The following is a 15,386-nucleotide window of genomic DNA, read 5'->3' as shown; positions in this document are numbered from 1 at the left end:
TGTGATTAGTTTGAAATACAAAACTAGGTTTAATATTTTATACTGATTAAAGATAGTGATAGAATATATTGGTAATCTGTTTGGAATACAAAACCAAGTTTAATATTTTGTACTAATCCATGCATTTATATATACTATCTAAGCATTTTCAATTAATAAGGCAGGTGAATTAACACTTTAAAAACTCTTACAAATTATTTTCAAAGGTAACATTATGATATTTACAGAGTGAATAAGAACACACCATGGAATTATAGGAGGAGTGATTTTCCTTTTCAGAGGATGAATGGAATACTGTAGGAAAAGTGACAGTGCTTTGTACGGCAGTATTGACACCATATATGAATACGAAGGAAACCTCTGAAGAATTTTTCAAAAAAAATAAAGATGAGATTTCAAAGAAATTATGTAAAATTTTCAATTAATGTTGATATGGATAGATATTACTAGATATTAAGAGGTGGATTTCACATGAATGCTTCAAATAAATTAAGCCAGATACAACTTGGCACATTTATCGGGATGACTTGCGCTCTTGTGGCAAGTATTCGTAATATTACCAATGTTGCTGCAGCTGGGTGGACCATGTTTATTTATATGGGTATCGCCATTGTTTTGTATGCTCTACCACTAACTTTCATTTCTGGAGAATATGCTGGTATGTTTCCCGAAGATGGCGGCCCTGAATTGTGGGTTACAAGCGCATTGGGAAAAAAATGGGGATTTGTTACTTCATGGTTATTGTGGGTGCAAATGTTCCCCGGCATGGTTATGGTTGGATCTGTTTTAGGTCCGATGTTTGCTGTTTCGATAGGTGTACCCGGATTAGCATCAAATAATATATTTACATTATCGAGTATTTTAGTAATTTATTGGATTGTTACCCTTTTGAATCTTAGATTTGATATGGCTAAAATTGGTGGAAGAATTGGAATGTGGCTTGGACTATATATTCCAGTTGTGGCAATGTTTATCCTAGGTGTTGGTGCTTTATTTAAGGTTGGTATTCAACATACTGGTCAACTAGGTCACTTTAGTCCGATGCTATTATTTCCAAATTCCCAGACATATTCAACCTTGCCAAATTTAATTCCTATTATGTTTATTTTTACTGGAATTGAAATGGCATCTGTGTATATGACTCGATTGAAAAACCCAGTAAAAACTTATCTAAAAGGTACTTTTATTGCGTTACTTTTTATGGCTCTATTTAATGTAGTAAATGGTTTGCTTTTGGCGAATGTTATCACTGGTAATGTTCAACTGAATAACATTGCACAAGGATTTGGAGAGTGTGTAAAAATTCTTGGTTTACCAAGTATTTTGACAAATATTTTTGGCATTATGGTGTTTATTGGTGTCATCTTTCAGCTTTCAGCTTGGGCGACTGGTCCATCAAAAACCATCACAGAATCAGCACGTCGAGGTTTGTATCCGCCAAAATTTGGTTTCTGGAAGAAAAATAAAATGGGTGTATCAGTTAACGTTCTGATTACTCAAGCTGCATTTATTTCTCTTTTTGCATTACTGTATTTGTTGGTTCCAGCTGCTAACACGGCCTTTCTTCTATTGACAAGTGCGACGGCCATTATGTATAACGCAGTTTATATAATTATGGGCGTTGGAATTTTGCATTTGCGTAGAACATCTCCAGCCCAGAACCGCCCATTTAGAATTGGCGGTAAAGGAAACGGATTAATTTGGTTGGCCGTCCTAATATTTGTTGCTACAACTGTTGGTGCAACGGTAGCATCATTACTTACAGGTTCAGTGGTCGGTGCAATTAGTCAGTTGATAATTGCCGGAGTTCTTATTATTGCTCCGCTAGTGGTATACGCTAGACGCAAGGAATCATGGAAGACTGAGATTGAATTACAATTAAGTGGAACAGGTTCAGCTGAGGAAGAAAATTATGAGAAGGCTATGTAGTTTTAATAAAATCTAATCTTTACGGGATCTTACTATAATTCAGAGCAATATTTTCAAAATGCGAATAATTTAATTAATGCAGTAAGGAGAGGTAAATATGAACAATATAAATTTAAAAGCACTATTCTTAGGCGGCCATGGTGAAAATGTCGATTTTTTCAAGGAAACATTATTAAAAATGATTGATGACCATGTTGGTTGGCGCCAAAACTATCAACCTCAGGATATGCCAATCATCACACCACAAGATAGAAGATCCGAAAGCTTCCAAGGAACACTTGATAGAACTCGCAATGTATTCAGTGAGTTATCTGCGAAATTACGTGCTAATTCAGTGCCTTGGCATTCTTTACGATACTGGGGTCATATGAATTCTGAAACATTACTTCCTTCGATCATGGCATATACCTATGCAATGTTATGGAATGGAAACAACGTAGCATATGAATCTTCTCCAGGTACTTCTCAAATGGAAGAAGAAGTAGGTTTAGACTTTACAAAACTTATGGGTTATAAACAAGGACAAAGCTGGGGACATATTTGTGCCGATGGAACAGTTGCTAACACTGAAGGACTTTGGTATGCCCGTAACATTAAATCTATTCCATTTGCATTCAAAGAAGTTGCACCTGAATTAGTTGCAGGTAAGAGTGAATGGGAATTATTAAATATGTCAGTTAAAGAAATCTTAGACCTTATGGGTCAAATTCCTGAAAAAATTGAGGATATTAAAGCTCACTCTGCTAGAAGCGGCAAACATATTGAGAAACTTGGTAAATGGATTATTCCACAAACCAAACACTATTCTTGGGTTAAAGCTGCTGATATCGTTGGTATCGGCCATGAAAATGTAGAAGAAATCGATATTGATAAAAATTATCGTATGGATATTGATAAATTAGAAGCAAAAATCCGTGAATTTGCTGAAAAGCGTATTCCAATTCTTGGTGTAGTAGGTGTAGTAGGTACTACTGAAGAAGGTCAAGTAGACCGAATTGATAAAATCATAGAACTTCGCGACAAGTTTGCAAAAGAAGGTATTCACTTCTATGTTCACGTAGACTCAGCTTATGGTAGCTATGCACGTTCTATTTTCCTTGACGAAGATTATAACTTTATTGATTATGACAAGATCGATGAGTATTTCGATAAATATGAAGTTTTCACTGAAAAGAATGAATGGTTGACAGAAGACATTTATAATTCTTTTAAAGCTATGAGCGAAGCAGATTCCATTACTATTGACCCCCATAAGATGGGATATATTCCTTATTCAGCTGGTGGTATTGCGATTAAGGATATTAGAATGCGTGACGTTATCTCTTACTTTGCAACATATGTTTTTGAAAAAGGTGCAGATATTCCTGCATTACTTGGAGCATATATGCTTGAAGGTTCTAAAGCAGGTGCAACTGCAGCAGCTGTTTGGACAGCTCACAGAGTATTACCATTAAATATTTCTGGTTATGGAAAATTGATTGGTGCAAGCATTGAAGGGGCATATAGATTCTATAACTTCATGAACAACAAAGAGTTTATGATCGGGGATAAGACAGTTGTTTGTCACACCTTAACAAAACCTGACTTCAATATGGTTGACTATGTATTCAATGAAAAAGGAAACACAAACTTAGTAGAAATGAATGAATTTAATAAACAATTCTATGATTATGCTTCCTTCTCTAAAGGCGGATTATATAACAACAAATTCCTTACTTCTCATACTGACTTTGCTGTTCCTGACTATGGCCACAGTCCATTACCATTTGTTCAAAGTCTTGGATTTAGTAGAGCAGAGTGGGATGTAGCTCAAAAAGTAACGATTCTAAGGGCTTGTGCTTTATCTCCATATGCTCGTGATAAAAAAGTATTTGATGAATATGCACAAAAGATTGAACAAGCAATTCAAGAAAAATTAGAAGCAATTTACAGTGACAAGCAAGAAGAAGAAATTTACAAAAAATTATTTAAAGAAATCAACCAAGAAGAAAAAGAATTGGTTTTTATCTAAAAAGAAATATTGTTACCTTTCTTTGAATTAAAGTCTTAGTAGAACATAATAGGACACATCCGAATAAAATCTCCCCATAATTATCAATAAGGATGTGTCCAATTAATTATTTAAAAGTAGAGAAGGTAATTAAAATGAGAAAAGATACAACGTTGATAGAAAGTGTTTTTCTATTGAGTGTCTTATTAGCGATATTTGGGATTTGTATTATTGGCTTAGGAATGCCCCCGCAAATTCCAATTTTAATCATAATAGGTGTAGTAATAATATTTGGAAAAATCAAAGGTGCTTCTTGGGATATCATTCATAAAGGAATAGAAAATGGAATTAAACCAGGATTAATCCCAATTTTTATCTTTATGTTAATAGGTGCCTTAGTAAGTGTTTGGATTGCCAGTGGGACAATACCAACAATTATGATATATGGATTTAAAATCTTATCTGCGCAACTATTCTTGCCTTCCGTATTTATTATTAGTCTGATCGTAGGTGTCGTTGTAAGTTCATTTACAACAGTTTCAACAGTAGGAATTGCTCTTTCAGGTATGGGACAATTTATGGGATTTGATCCCGCAATAACTGTGGGAGCTATTGTTTCAGGTGCTTATCTAGGACATAATATCTCACCATTAGCAGATACTACCAGTCTGGCCTCTGCCATTGCCGAGGTTGATATGTTTGAACACATTGCAAATTTGATGAAGACAGCTATCCCTACTATTATAATTTCTTTAGTCTTCTTCATGTTTTTTGGACATTCAAGTAATGGAGCAACAGGAAGTAGTATTAGTCAATTAGTAAATACACTCTCTTCAACTTTTCATATTTCTTTAATTACATTATTACCTGTATTGGTTATGTTTATATTTTCATGGAAAAAAATACCAGCCATTCCCACTTTACTTGTTAGTATCGCTGTCTCAATTGGAATTATTTACTTGTATCATCCGCATTATAGCTTTATTGATCTGGGAAATATAATTCAGGATGGTTACGTTTCAAAGACTGGTGTGAAAGGTGTTGACACCTTATTAACCCGTGGCGGAATTCAAAGTATGATGTGGTCTGTTTCCCTTATTTTCTTAGCTTTATCCTTAGGTGGATTGCTAGTTGAATTAAAAGTAATTGACACACTCATAACAAGTATAAGTACTGTAGTTGATACAAAAGGGAAATTAATCCTAACAACAACTTTAAGCTGCATCGGTGTAAATATTATGGTAGGTGAACAATATTTATCGATGATTTTACCAGGCAGGGCCTTTAAATCTCAATACGATGCTATTCATGTGCAGCCAAAAGAGCTTTCCAGTGTTTTGGCAAATGCAGGTGCAGCAATCAATCCACTTATTCCTTGGGGAGTCAGTGGTGTATTTATAAAAGGGACCTTGGGTGTATCTACGATAAATTACTTACCATTTACTATCTCTTGTATTGTTGCTTTTCTTATTAATATTATTCTTGGTTTTATGAAGTTAAAGAAGAAAGACAACTATGACTTAATGGAAAAGGCATCATAATCGTTTATAACAGATTTAAATTGGGCACCAGAAATTTCTGGTGCCTTTTTATTAGGTTGAAATCCCGGGTTAAAGTTTGTTTTAATCAACTAATTTTACTAAACTGTTGTACTTTTTACCTTTGCGAACGATAATAAATTTTCCTCCAATAGCATTATTAATTGATATAATTGCATTGGTATCATTCATCCGATCGCCATTTATCGAAATAGCACCGTTACTAATATCTTCGCGGGCTTGACGTTTGGATGGCTCAAGGCCTATATCTACAAGCCAATCGATAATATTTTTTGGTTCTTTTGATGCACGGAATGTAGGCATGTTCTTAAAACCGATCTCAATTTCATCTGCTGTCAATGATTTAATATCTCCGCTGAATAAGGCATCTGAAATTTTGATAACTTGGTCTAATAAATCCATTCCATGAACAAATTTTGTGACTTCGAATGCCAGCACTTTTTGCGCCCAGCGTTTATGTGGTTCCGTTTTTACCTTTATTTCTAGTCCATCAATTTCCTCTTTCGTCAAGAACGTAAATAGTTTTAAAAGCTTAATAACGTCCTTATCATCCGTATTCAACCAAAATTGGTAGAATTCAAATGGAGTTGTTTTTTCCGCATCCAGCCAAACGGCTCCGCCAGCTGTTTTACCAAATTTTGTACCATCTGCTTTCAATAGTAATGGGATGGTTGAACCGAATGCTTTTGCATCCCAACCTTCTTTTTTGTGGATGAAATCAATTCCAGCTGTAATATTTCCCCATTGATCGCTTCCGCCTATTTGGAGCTGTACATCCTCTTCTTTGAAAAGATGATGGAAATCTAATGATTGAAGTATTTGGTATGAAAACTCTGTAAAAGATATACCTCCATCTAAACGGCTGGAAACAACATCCTTGGCTAACATATTATTAATACTAAAATGTTTACCGTAATCACGTAAAAAATCAATGATATTGATTTTATGAGTCCAATCATAGTTATTTACGAATTGCACTGGATTATCACTGCCGTCGGAATCCAATAATTTTTTCAATTGTTTTGTTAACTTATCAACATTATGTTGTACCATTTCTAATGTTTGTAATTGACGTTCTGTTTTACGTCCACTTGGATCTCCAATTGTTCCTGTAGCCCCTCCAATTAAAATAACAGGATGATGGCCGCATAATTGGAATCGTTTCATCATAATGAAAGGTATTAAATGTCCAATATGCATGCTATCTCCAGTTGGATCTATGCCACAGTAGAGCTTTATCGATTTCTCTTCTACCAGCTTGCGTATACCTTCAGGATCAGTTTGTTGATTAATTGCGCCACGCCATTCTAATTCGTCAATAATATTCATGTTTACTCACTCCTTTTTGTAATATAAAAAAACGTCCCTATGTCTAATAATAGACACAGGGACGATTAGTTAACCGTGTTACCACCCTAATTGTATTAATAGGAAAACTATTAATACCGCTCATTACAATAGTATCGGATTGTTCATCCGCTTAGCATTACCTAAGAGACTCGAGAGTGTAATTCGCAAATTTGTTTGTGCTAAGTTCCATCAACCCTTAGCTTTCTAAAAACAGGGACAAATTGCTACTTCGTTCCTTCATTGTCATAAAATATTAAATTGTACATTATTATATTGATATAGATATGATTTTTCAATCAACAGTTTGAAAATTCTTGGAATCTTTTCCATAAAGAACATGAAAAGAATGACCAAAGATGCAATATTCGTCAAAAATATTCATGTTTACTCACTCCTTTTGTAAAAAAAAACGTCCCCATGTCTAATAATAGACACAGGGACGATTAGTTAACCGTGTTACCACCCTAATTGTATTAATAGGAAAACTATTAATACCGCTCATTACAATAGTATCGGATTGTTCATCCGCTTAGAATTACCTAAGAAACTCGAGAATGTAATTCGCAAATTGTTTGTGCTAAGTTTCATCAACCCTTAGCTTTCTAAAAAACAGGGACAAATTGCTACTTCTTTCCTTCATCGTTTATTAAATATTAAATTTAGTTTTATTATATTGGAATAAATATAGTTTGTCAATCAATAGAAAGAAAAATTTTTATGAAATAATATTTTGGACATCTCTTATAAAGACACGAAAATAATGATCAAAGAGGCAATTTCATTTTCAATTCTTATATTGTTTGTAAAGCCACAATCATTACGGTTGGGTATATCCAGCACGCTCAGATAACCTCTTAGCTAAGTCCAAAATTTCTTGAATTGCCTTATCTTTTTTTTCATTCCAGCTATTTTCTAGCATTGTACAACATACTCCACAAATCAGCGAATTTTTATGGTTGTATACAGGTGCTGAAATACTATAACATCCTTGTAAATATTCTTCAGCATCAATAGTATAGCCAGACCACCTAGCCGACTCTAATTGGTTCCAAAGCTCACCTACTGTTTTTATTGTATTAGGTGTAAACTGTTCTAGCTCTTGGTCATTATAAAGGTCTATCAGCTCATAATAACTATATTTAATTAATTGGATTTTTCCGAAGGATGTTGCATGTGCTGGAAACTGCATACCAACATCGGTGGCTATTCGTACAATTGATTTCTTTTCTTGTGCTGCTAAACATAATACATTAGTGCCGTTTAGAACTCCCAATAGAATATTTTCATCTAACTTTTCAAGTGTTTTTTCTGCTTCCATATTAAATGATTCTAATAAGCTAAAATTACGAGAATAAGCTGTAATATATGCTCCCAAGGTGGGTCCCAATTTATATGTGTTTCCTTTTTCTTTGGTAACCCATCCTAAAAATTCAAGTGTATTTAATATTGAGAAAATTGAACTTTTATTAATATTCAAGGATTTTGAAATATCTATCAATCTGAATTTTCCTGGTTCTTTAGCAATTAAATTCAATACTAGATTTGCCCGTTCGAGCGAACGCACCCAATATTTGTCATCCACAGTACCACTCCCGATATTATATCTATCATTTAGTGCTTTTGAACACTGTCAATATTTTATAAAGTTTATTAATATTATACCATTACTTAAATTAAAAGTTGGGTAATTTTTTCATCTTTATTGTGAATTGGAAAAAATGTATTACTCTAGCAAATTCCACGTGTAATTGGCTGTATTTTCGTAAAATCTTGAAATTATGCTTGTTGAGATTATATCTTAACGGCTATTTCGTTTTCAATACCATATCATAAATAGAGACAGTTTTTAGCCTTAATAATTGGAACTTATTTAAAGTAGCTTTAAGAGCTGCTTTTTTTAACCCTTTTATCGCTTTCTAACATTTTTTTTAAAACCTTAAAGAATTCTTAAGATATCAATTGATGCCTTCAAGAATGCTATTTCTGTTCTTCTTGCCATGGGAGGTTCTGTAAACGACTGGCTCTATCTTCCGGCGATCGCCTATGAAGCGGGTGTGGAACTTCCTTTTGATATATTGATGAAATTAGTTGGAAAGTCCCGTTTATTGCCAGCGTTACACCAAACAATAATGAATTTACGACAAACGATTTACAGAGGGCTGGTAGTATTCTGGCACTTATAAACGAACTTTCTGTTCATTTAAATTTAGATACATTGACAGTTATAGGTAGTACTGTCCGTGAAAACTTAAACGGATCTGCAGTGCTTGAACGTGAAATCAATTATTCATTGGAGAAACCAATTGACCATGAAGGCGGAATTGCTGTTTTAAAAGGAAATCTTGCTTGCCCTGCACGGGGCGTTTGTGAGCCAAGCTAAGAACATTGTAGAACAACATAATGGATCCATAGCTTTTAACCGATCAGTTAGGCATGGATCGGCATCCAACACGCCGATTTCCATTTCGAGTTCATTTTTTAGAAATGCTTCTGCAACTACCGGATCCATCTTCTGAAACTTATTAAAAATTTGCGAATATGGCTGCGGAACGACATTTGTTTTTTAACCTTCTTCAAAAAGTTCGTCAAAGTAATTTTCGTAATAGTATTGCACGCCAATCGAGATGGTACATAAAGAATCCCGGACTGTTTCCGGGATTCTTCCCCGCCTTTATTTCCAGCTTTCTTACCAGTAATTGAAACTCCTCATTCGTCATTCTTCATCACCTCTCGAGTTTTTTTAATCTGCTTCGATTAAATCATGTTTTTCGTAAATGATATAGCCTTATTTATTGTGAAATCAGAATTATTTGTGTGTTTTCACAGCCAATATTTCCTAATCCTTTTTATTAGTGACTATAATTAAAATAGGTTAATTTAAGATATATCCAGTAAAGGGGGATATTGCATGTATAAAATGAAGCGACTGGGAGAACAATTTGCCAAAATATTAAATGGAAAAGCTGAGATGAAGCAAAATGGCAGTTCTGTTAGCTTAAAAAGGACTATTAATGTACTTATCCAAGGGAGGCAAAGTAAAATGGTTTTACCAGTAGGTATTTCTTTTGAGTCGTTGGATGTAAACGGTAATGCATTAAACCTCGGGGAAATAACCTTACTTGAACAGGAAATCCCAAATTTTACGAGATCTGTTGTGGATCAAGGTCTAATTGTAGGAGCCCTGCATAATCACTGGATATTTGCACAACCCAATCTGATGTATATACATATTCAATCGGTCGAACCTCCTCTTGCATTTGCGAGAAAAGTGGCAAACGCATTTACCACACTAACTAGTTTTCCAATACAAGAATAAAACTGAATAAATTGTAATAACGGTATTTTCAAAAGGGTAGTAACAATAAGAATGAAAGGATGATTTACATGGAACAAGAAACAAAGGAAAACATCTCCCTTAAAGAACAAGCAGTGTCATTCCTGCAGCTTGCAGCATCGGGTAAAGTAGATGAGGTATATGAGAGATACATAGGTCCAGGCTTCTCTCACCATAATCCCTATTTCCGCAGCGATGCCGATTCTCTATTGGCCGCAATGAAAGAAAATGCAGCGGAGACACCGTACAAGACACTTGAAGTCAAACATGCAATTGAAGAGGGAGAGGTTGTTGCAGTTCACTCCCATATAAAACAGAGTCCTGAGGATCTCGGTGCAGCGGTAGTCCATATATTTCGCTTTCAAAATAAGCGAATTGTTGAATTGTGGGATTTGAGTCAACCTGTCCCTGAGAATTCCCCGAACGAAAATGGGATGTTTTAATTTTAATAAAAATATTTTTCCGAAAACAATTATAGTAGGGTAATACATATGCAAAAAATTGAGAAGGATCCTTGATAAAAATTTTTAAAAACCGCAGCTTTAACTGGTGCGGTGAACCTTATCATAAGTAAAATGAGGTCATTATTAGAAATAAATAAAATATAAAACCTTAAATTTACCATCTTGTGGCATACTGATTTTTGTAACGGAATCAAATAACCCGACCATGAGACTTGGCATATATAGTGTAATTTCATTAGGGTTTTTGACATTGTGTTGACGTTAAATCCAAATGTAGGAAAAATCCCCCTTATCCTTTAAAGTAAGGGGGATTTAAGGTATTACTGTTAAACAATTTTATTTAATTGCTTTGCTCACTTTTAACTTCTTCCCTTTGATAGTCGCATTCTCCATGGCTTGTAGAACTAGTGAACCCTTTCCGTTTAGAATATCAACATAGGACATAGTATCCTGTATGGTTATAATGCCAATATCATCTGCTGTGACTCCAGGGATTTTTGCGATCGTTCCTACAAAATCAACAGGACGAATTTTCTTCTTTTTTCCGCCGTTGAAATGGAGTTTCATAATACCTTGATTGATTCGGGCTGTTTTATTATTTTTTACAACTCTTCTGCCGCTAAGTTTTTCTTCGAAAGCAGCTTTTCCACCAGCCACTTCTTCAACTCTAGGAGCCTCTATAGTAGGGATCTCAAAGCCGATGTATTTTTCAATTGCTTTCATGAACTTGCCTTCAAAAGGTGTCGAAAACGTAATGGCTTTTCCTCTATTTCCGGCACGGCCAGTTCTCCCGGTTCGGTGTACATAGCTCTCTTTTTCCATAGGGACGTCATAGTTGATGACAAGTGTCACATTATCAATATCAATCCCTCTGGCAGCTACATCGGTGGCCACCAGATAACGGAAGTTCCCCATTTTGAAGCCTTCCATAACAGCAAACCGATCTTCTTGTTCTAGTCCCCCATGGAGTCTTTCACAAGAATATTTAGCTTTTTCTAGTTCTTCATAAACGGTATCAACGTGTTCTTTGGTTCGGCAGAAAATGAGGCAGCTGTCTGGATTTTCTACAACTGTGACGTCTTTAAGGAGTGAAAGCTTTTCCTCCTCTTTCACTTCAATTAAAAAATGTTCAATGGTATCGGCCGTTACCCCGGTTGTTCTAATCTCAATGTGAATGGGATCTTTCATATATTTATGGCAGAGATTTTCCACATCTTTAGGTAAGGTAGCAGAAAAGACCATCGTTACCCGATCTAAAGGAAGCTCTTTGATGATCGCTTCTACTTCATCGATAAAACCTCTATTCAGCATCTCATCCGCTTCATCTATGATGAGGTAATTTACTTGATCTAAAACTAGGGTTTCTCGTTCAATATGGTCCATGACCCGTCCAGGCGTACCGACAACTACATGAGTTTTTTGCTTCAATTCTTCTTTTTGTTTCGTAAAAGGTTCTTTTCCATAGACGGCTACTGCTTTAATGCGTTTAAACCTTCCAATATTCGTAATATCTTCGCGGACTTGAACCGTAAGCTCCCTAGTTGGGGTAAGAATTAAGGCCTGTGGTTTTTTTTCCTCCCATTCAATCATTTCGCAGATAGGAATTCCAAAGGAGGCAGTCTTACCGCTTCCTGTTTGAGACTTTACGACTAGATCTTGATTTTCCAATGCTAATGGAATGACTTCACTCTGAACTTCTGTTGGGGTTTCGTATTTTAACAATGCTAGTGCCCTTTTTATTTCATCGCTTACATGATAATCCGCAAAACTTCTTTTACTCATTTTTTAACCTCGTTTTTTGTTTTTTCGATATATGTATAGAATTCTCTCCAAGAAATATCATATGCATTATCTGAATATGGTTCATTATACTTTAAAAGTGCCAGACACATCGGCTTTTATTTTAAATTTTAAATTAAAACTATGTGGATGGATTTCATTCTTTGGTAAAACTTTAGAGGTAAAATAGGCAATCCACTTTCCTTTAAGATAAAAGGAGGAAATTGTGGAAAGAAGATTATGGGTGAACGAGGCTTTATTGCATTTGGGGGTGAAGTGAAGTGGAACCTTGCGAAGCAATTAGGGGGCGGACTTCTTGAAAATCATCCTATTGTTGTCAACCCGCGAACCAAAATGACGAATATACCTGTATGGGCAGCAAGTGATGTGATTGCACATTTGGAACAAGTGACGATAGATATGGGTGAAGGTTCTGCGGCAACTATTTGGATACATAAGAGTTTAATGGATAAAAAAGAGGTTGGAGGATAAGGAGAGGATTCAAGTTAAACAGAAATTTAAACACCACCCGTAGTGGTGTAATATGCAAAAATTTAATCCGTGGCTTTGATTGAGGAGGAGTATTATGACGAAAGATATAGTGCTGAGACAAGTAGAAGTGGTTCGAGTCATTACTATCCAAAAATTGGAATACATCACAGAAGATGTGGCTGATATTATGCCTAAGGGATTTAATAATACGATCCGTTGGAACGTTGGTCATATTTTAATTGTACAGGATCAGCTTGCTTCGAACTTTGCAGGGTTAACGCAACAACTTTCCCAAGAATTTGTAACCCTATTTGGTAATCGGACGAAGCCAAGCGAATGGCAAGTTGAACCTCCAACGTTGCAAACCTTAACCTATGAATTAAAAAAGCAAACTGCTTACATCAAGGAATCTCTTGGCAACCGCCTGCAAGAAAAATCAAAAAAAACCTATGTACGGCTTGGTTTTAGGATGGAAACAATAGGAGAAATTCTCACGTTTAGTTTACACCATGAAGGAATGCATACTGGAGTTATTTATGCGATTCAACGGGCAATTGAAAGTTCCAACAATTGAAGAAGCAAGGGTGGCAACCCATTCACTTTTCTTGTGATAATTTGAACGGATATAACTTTTACCGGAGTTCCATTCGCCATAACTGTACGAATGGAGCGAAGAATGCCCTTTTTTGATTGAAGAAACAGAAAAGTGTAAAACCTCATTTAGATGCGTTACGGTGAACCGTATCATAAGTAACGGAGGTTTTTTGTAAAACTTTTGTTTAACGGGAGTAAAAAAGAAATTAAAGAAAAAAAAGAAAAATACGATAATAGTAATAGTATTATAGTTTTATCTATTAAAAAAAATATTTTTATTTTTGATAGGAGGATAGAGATGAAAAACAGAAAAATGAAGAGGATATCGTCAATATTTGTTTTGATAAGTTTATTTGTAAACTTAAATGTCATGCCTGCTGCTGCAACAGGCACAGATGCAACTACAACAGGAACAGCAGCAACTACAACAGGCACAGATGCAAATGGTTTTACTTGGCAGTCTGATGATGGAGTAACATATTCGATAACAGGTTATAACGGTAGTGATACAAATATTACAATACCCAGTTCCATAGATGGACATACTGTTACGAGTATAGGAAGTAATGCTTTTAAATACAAACCATTAACCAGTGTAACAATTCCAGATACAGTTACAAGTATTGGGAGTTTTGCATTTTATTATTGCTCGTCTCTTGTAAACATATCAATACCAAATAGTGTTACAAGCATAGGAGATAGTGCGTTTGCATATTGTATATCACTTCCGAATATCACACTTCCAACTAATCTAAGTAGTATAGGAAATTCTACCTTTCAAGATTGCAAAGCATTAACAGGAATAACAATTCCAAATAGTGTTACAAGTATTGGAACTTATGCGTTTTTGGAGTGCCTTTCTCTTACGAATATAACAATTCCAAATAATGTCACGCGCATTGGCGAAGGTGCGTTTAAGGACTGTAAGGCTCTTAGATCTGCGGTAATGCCTGATAGTGTAACAAGTGTAGGAAATTATTTGTTTTATAACTGTCAACTTTTGTCAAGTGTAAGATTGTCAAATAATCTTACGGATACCGGTGATTTTATATTTTACAATTGTTTCTCTCTTGAAGGAGTTACACTTCCAAGTAGTCTTACGAATATTGGAAACAGTGCATTTGAAAATTGTACAGCTCTTAAAAATATAACAATCCCAAACGGCGTAACGAAAATTGGATATCGTGCTTTCATTATGTGCAAAGTTCTAGCAAACGTAACACTCCCAAACACTGTTAAAATCATAGATTTTAATGCATTTGCTCATTGTTATGCTTTTACAAATATAATAATTCCAGACAGTGTTACAAGTATTGGGGATTATGCATTTTATTATGATACATCTTTAACAGAAGTAACCATTCCCAAAAGTGTTTCTAGTATTGGCTTTTTAACATTTAGTAGTAGTAATTCGAATTTTAAAATTAAGGGGTTTGGAGGTTCTTACGCACAGATTTATGCAGGTAGTAACTCTATAGCATTCCAAGAATTTCCTACAATAAATTATACAGTAACATTTAACAGTGAAGGTGGAAGTGTTGTAGGAAGTGTTAAAGCTGATAATGATACTTTAATAACATCACCAATAGAACCTACAAAAGCAGGTTATACTTTTGGAGGATGGTATAAGGAAATAACATATATAACACCATGGAATTTTACAGCTGATAAAGTTGCAAGTAACATAACTTTATATGCAAAATGGATTAGTAATCCAGTGGCACCTATAAATATAAAGTCAGTATCTACAGGAAATAAAAGTATTAACACAAGTTGGAGTGCAGCAGCTGGAGCAAGTGGATATGAAGTATGGAGATCAACAAGCAGTACAGGAACATATTCATTAGCAGGGACAGTAGCAGGAACAGTATTAAGTTATAATAATATAGGACTAT

12 protein-coding genes, 3 pseudogenes and 2 other annotated features are annotated in these 15,386 nt (G+C 35.0%); of the genes and pseudogenes, 11 read left to right on the top strand and 4 right to left on the bottom strand.

Features of this window, described 5'->3' with window-relative positions; translation table 11 throughout:
• Positions 1-281: 281 nt before the first annotated feature.
• The 4 genes and pseudogenes from ACI3K6_RS09150 to nhaC all read left to right on the top strand — a co-directional run.
• Positions 282-425, top strand: a pseudogene (locus tag ACI3K6_RS09150) (hypothetical protein); the annotation flags it as partial.
• A 46-nt stretch (positions 426-471) separates the two neighbouring features.
• Positions 472-1,929 carry an amino acid permease gene (locus tag ACI3K6_RS09145; RefSeq protein WP_335479401.1) on the top strand — a complete coding sequence of 486 codons (1,458 nt, stop codon included), beginning with the start codon at positions 472-474 and terminating at the stop codon, positions 1,927-1,929.
• Positions 1,930-2,026: 97 nt separating this feature from the next.
• A complete protein-coding gene (tdc, locus tag ACI3K6_RS09140; protein ID WP_335479399.1) occupies positions 2,027-3,940 on the top strand; it encodes a tyrosine decarboxylase in 1,914 nt (637 codons plus the stop codon).
• Between the two features lie 134 nt (positions 3,941-4,074).
• The gene (nhaC, locus tag ACI3K6_RS09135; RefSeq protein WP_435554568.1) at positions 4,075-5,460 is read left to right on the top strand and encodes a Na+/H+ antiporter NhaC; all 1,386 of its coding nucleotides are present in this window, start codon (positions 4,075-4,077) and stop codon (positions 5,458-5,460) included.
• A gap of 81 nt (positions 5,461-5,541) precedes the next feature.
• Here nhaC and tyrS read toward each other — a convergent pair whose 3' ends face one another.
• The gene (tyrS, locus tag ACI3K6_RS09130; RefSeq protein ID WP_335479394.1) at positions 5,542-6,807 is read right to left on the bottom strand and encodes a tyrosine--tRNA ligase; all 1,266 of its coding nucleotides are present in this window, start codon (positions 6,805-6,807) and stop codon (positions 5,542-5,544) included.
• 54 nt (positions 6,808-6,861) lie between these two features.
• Positions 6,862-7,078: a binding site (T-box leader), on the bottom strand.
• A 182-nt stretch (positions 7,079-7,260) separates the two neighbouring features.
• Positions 7,261-7,477 (bottom strand) — a binding site (T-box leader).
• A 168-nt stretch (positions 7,478-7,645) separates the two neighbouring features.
• Positions 7,646-8,410, bottom strand: a complete 765-nt coding sequence (locus ACI3K6_RS09125) for an IclR family transcriptional regulator (protein ID WP_435554567.1) — start codon at positions 8,408-8,410, stop codon at positions 7,646-7,648.
• A 415-nt stretch (positions 8,411-8,825) separates the two neighbouring features.
• Here ACI3K6_RS09125 and ACI3K6_RS09120 point away from each other — a divergent pair.
• Positions 8,826-9,016, top strand: a pseudogene (locus ACI3K6_RS09120) (dihydroxy-acid dehydratase domain-containing protein); the annotation flags it as partial.
• Between the two features lie 27 nt (positions 9,017-9,043).
• The gene (locus ACI3K6_RS09115) at positions 9,044-9,208 is read left to right on the top strand and encodes a hypothetical protein (protein ID WP_435554582.1); all 165 of its coding nucleotides are present in this window, start codon (positions 9,044-9,046) and stop codon (positions 9,206-9,208) included.
• A gap of 205 nt (positions 9,209-9,413) precedes the next feature.
• Here ACI3K6_RS09115 and ACI3K6_RS09110 read toward each other — a convergent pair whose 3' ends face one another.
• A complete protein-coding gene (locus ACI3K6_RS09110; RefSeq protein ID WP_435554566.1) occupies positions 9,414-9,545 on the bottom strand; it encodes a hypothetical protein in 132 nt (43 codons plus the stop codon).
• Between the two features lie 191 nt (positions 9,546-9,736).
• Here ACI3K6_RS09110 and ACI3K6_RS09105 point away from each other — a divergent pair, with 191 nt between their 5' ends.
• Together ACI3K6_RS09105 and ACI3K6_RS09100 are read left to right on the top strand one after the other, a co-directional pair.
• On the top strand, positions 9,737-10,144 hold the full coding sequence (locus ACI3K6_RS09105) for a DUF1259 domain-containing protein (RefSeq protein ID WP_435554565.1): 408 nt from the start codon (positions 9,737-9,739) through the stop codon (positions 10,142-10,144).
• Between the two features lie 68 nt (positions 10,145-10,212).
• Positions 10,213-10,605, top strand: coding sequence for a nuclear transport factor 2 family protein (locus tag ACI3K6_RS09100; protein WP_435554564.1), 393 nt, complete (start codon positions 10,213-10,215; stop codon positions 10,603-10,605).
• Positions 10,606-10,962: 357 nt separating this feature from the next.
• Here ACI3K6_RS09100 and ACI3K6_RS09095 read toward each other — a convergent pair whose 3' ends face one another.
• Positions 10,963-12,408: a DEAD/DEAH box helicase gene (locus ACI3K6_RS09095; protein ID WP_435554563.1), complete on the bottom strand. Its 1,446-nt coding sequence runs from the start codon at positions 12,406-12,408 to the stop codon at positions 10,963-10,965.
• A gap of 225 nt (positions 12,409-12,633) precedes the next feature.
• Between ACI3K6_RS09095 and ACI3K6_RS09090 the strand changes: the two are divergent.
• The 3 genes and pseudogenes from ACI3K6_RS09090 to ACI3K6_RS09080 all read left to right on the top strand — a co-directional run.
• Positions 12,634-12,897, top strand: a pseudogene (locus tag ACI3K6_RS09090) (pyridine nucleotide-disulfide oxidoreductase); the annotation flags it as partial.
• Positions 12,898-12,991: 94 nt separating this feature from the next.
• Entirely contained in the window at positions 12,992-13,471 is a 480-nt protein-coding gene (locus ACI3K6_RS09085; RefSeq protein ID WP_435554562.1) for a DinB family protein, read from the top strand.
• A 201-nt stretch (positions 13,472-13,672) separates the two neighbouring features.
• Positions 13,673-15,386, top strand: a 1,714-nt coding sequence (locus ACI3K6_RS09080) for a leucine-rich repeat protein (protein WP_435554561.1), incomplete at its 3' end; no start/stop codon positions are given.

The organism is Neobacillus solisequens (assembly GCF_051233465.1).
Taxonomy (GTDB): domain Bacteria; phylum Bacillota; class Bacilli; order Bacillales; family Cytobacillaceae; genus Neobacillus.
Note: the sequence above shows the minus strand (reverse complement) of the source record. Positions and strands in the feature narration are given on the sequence as shown.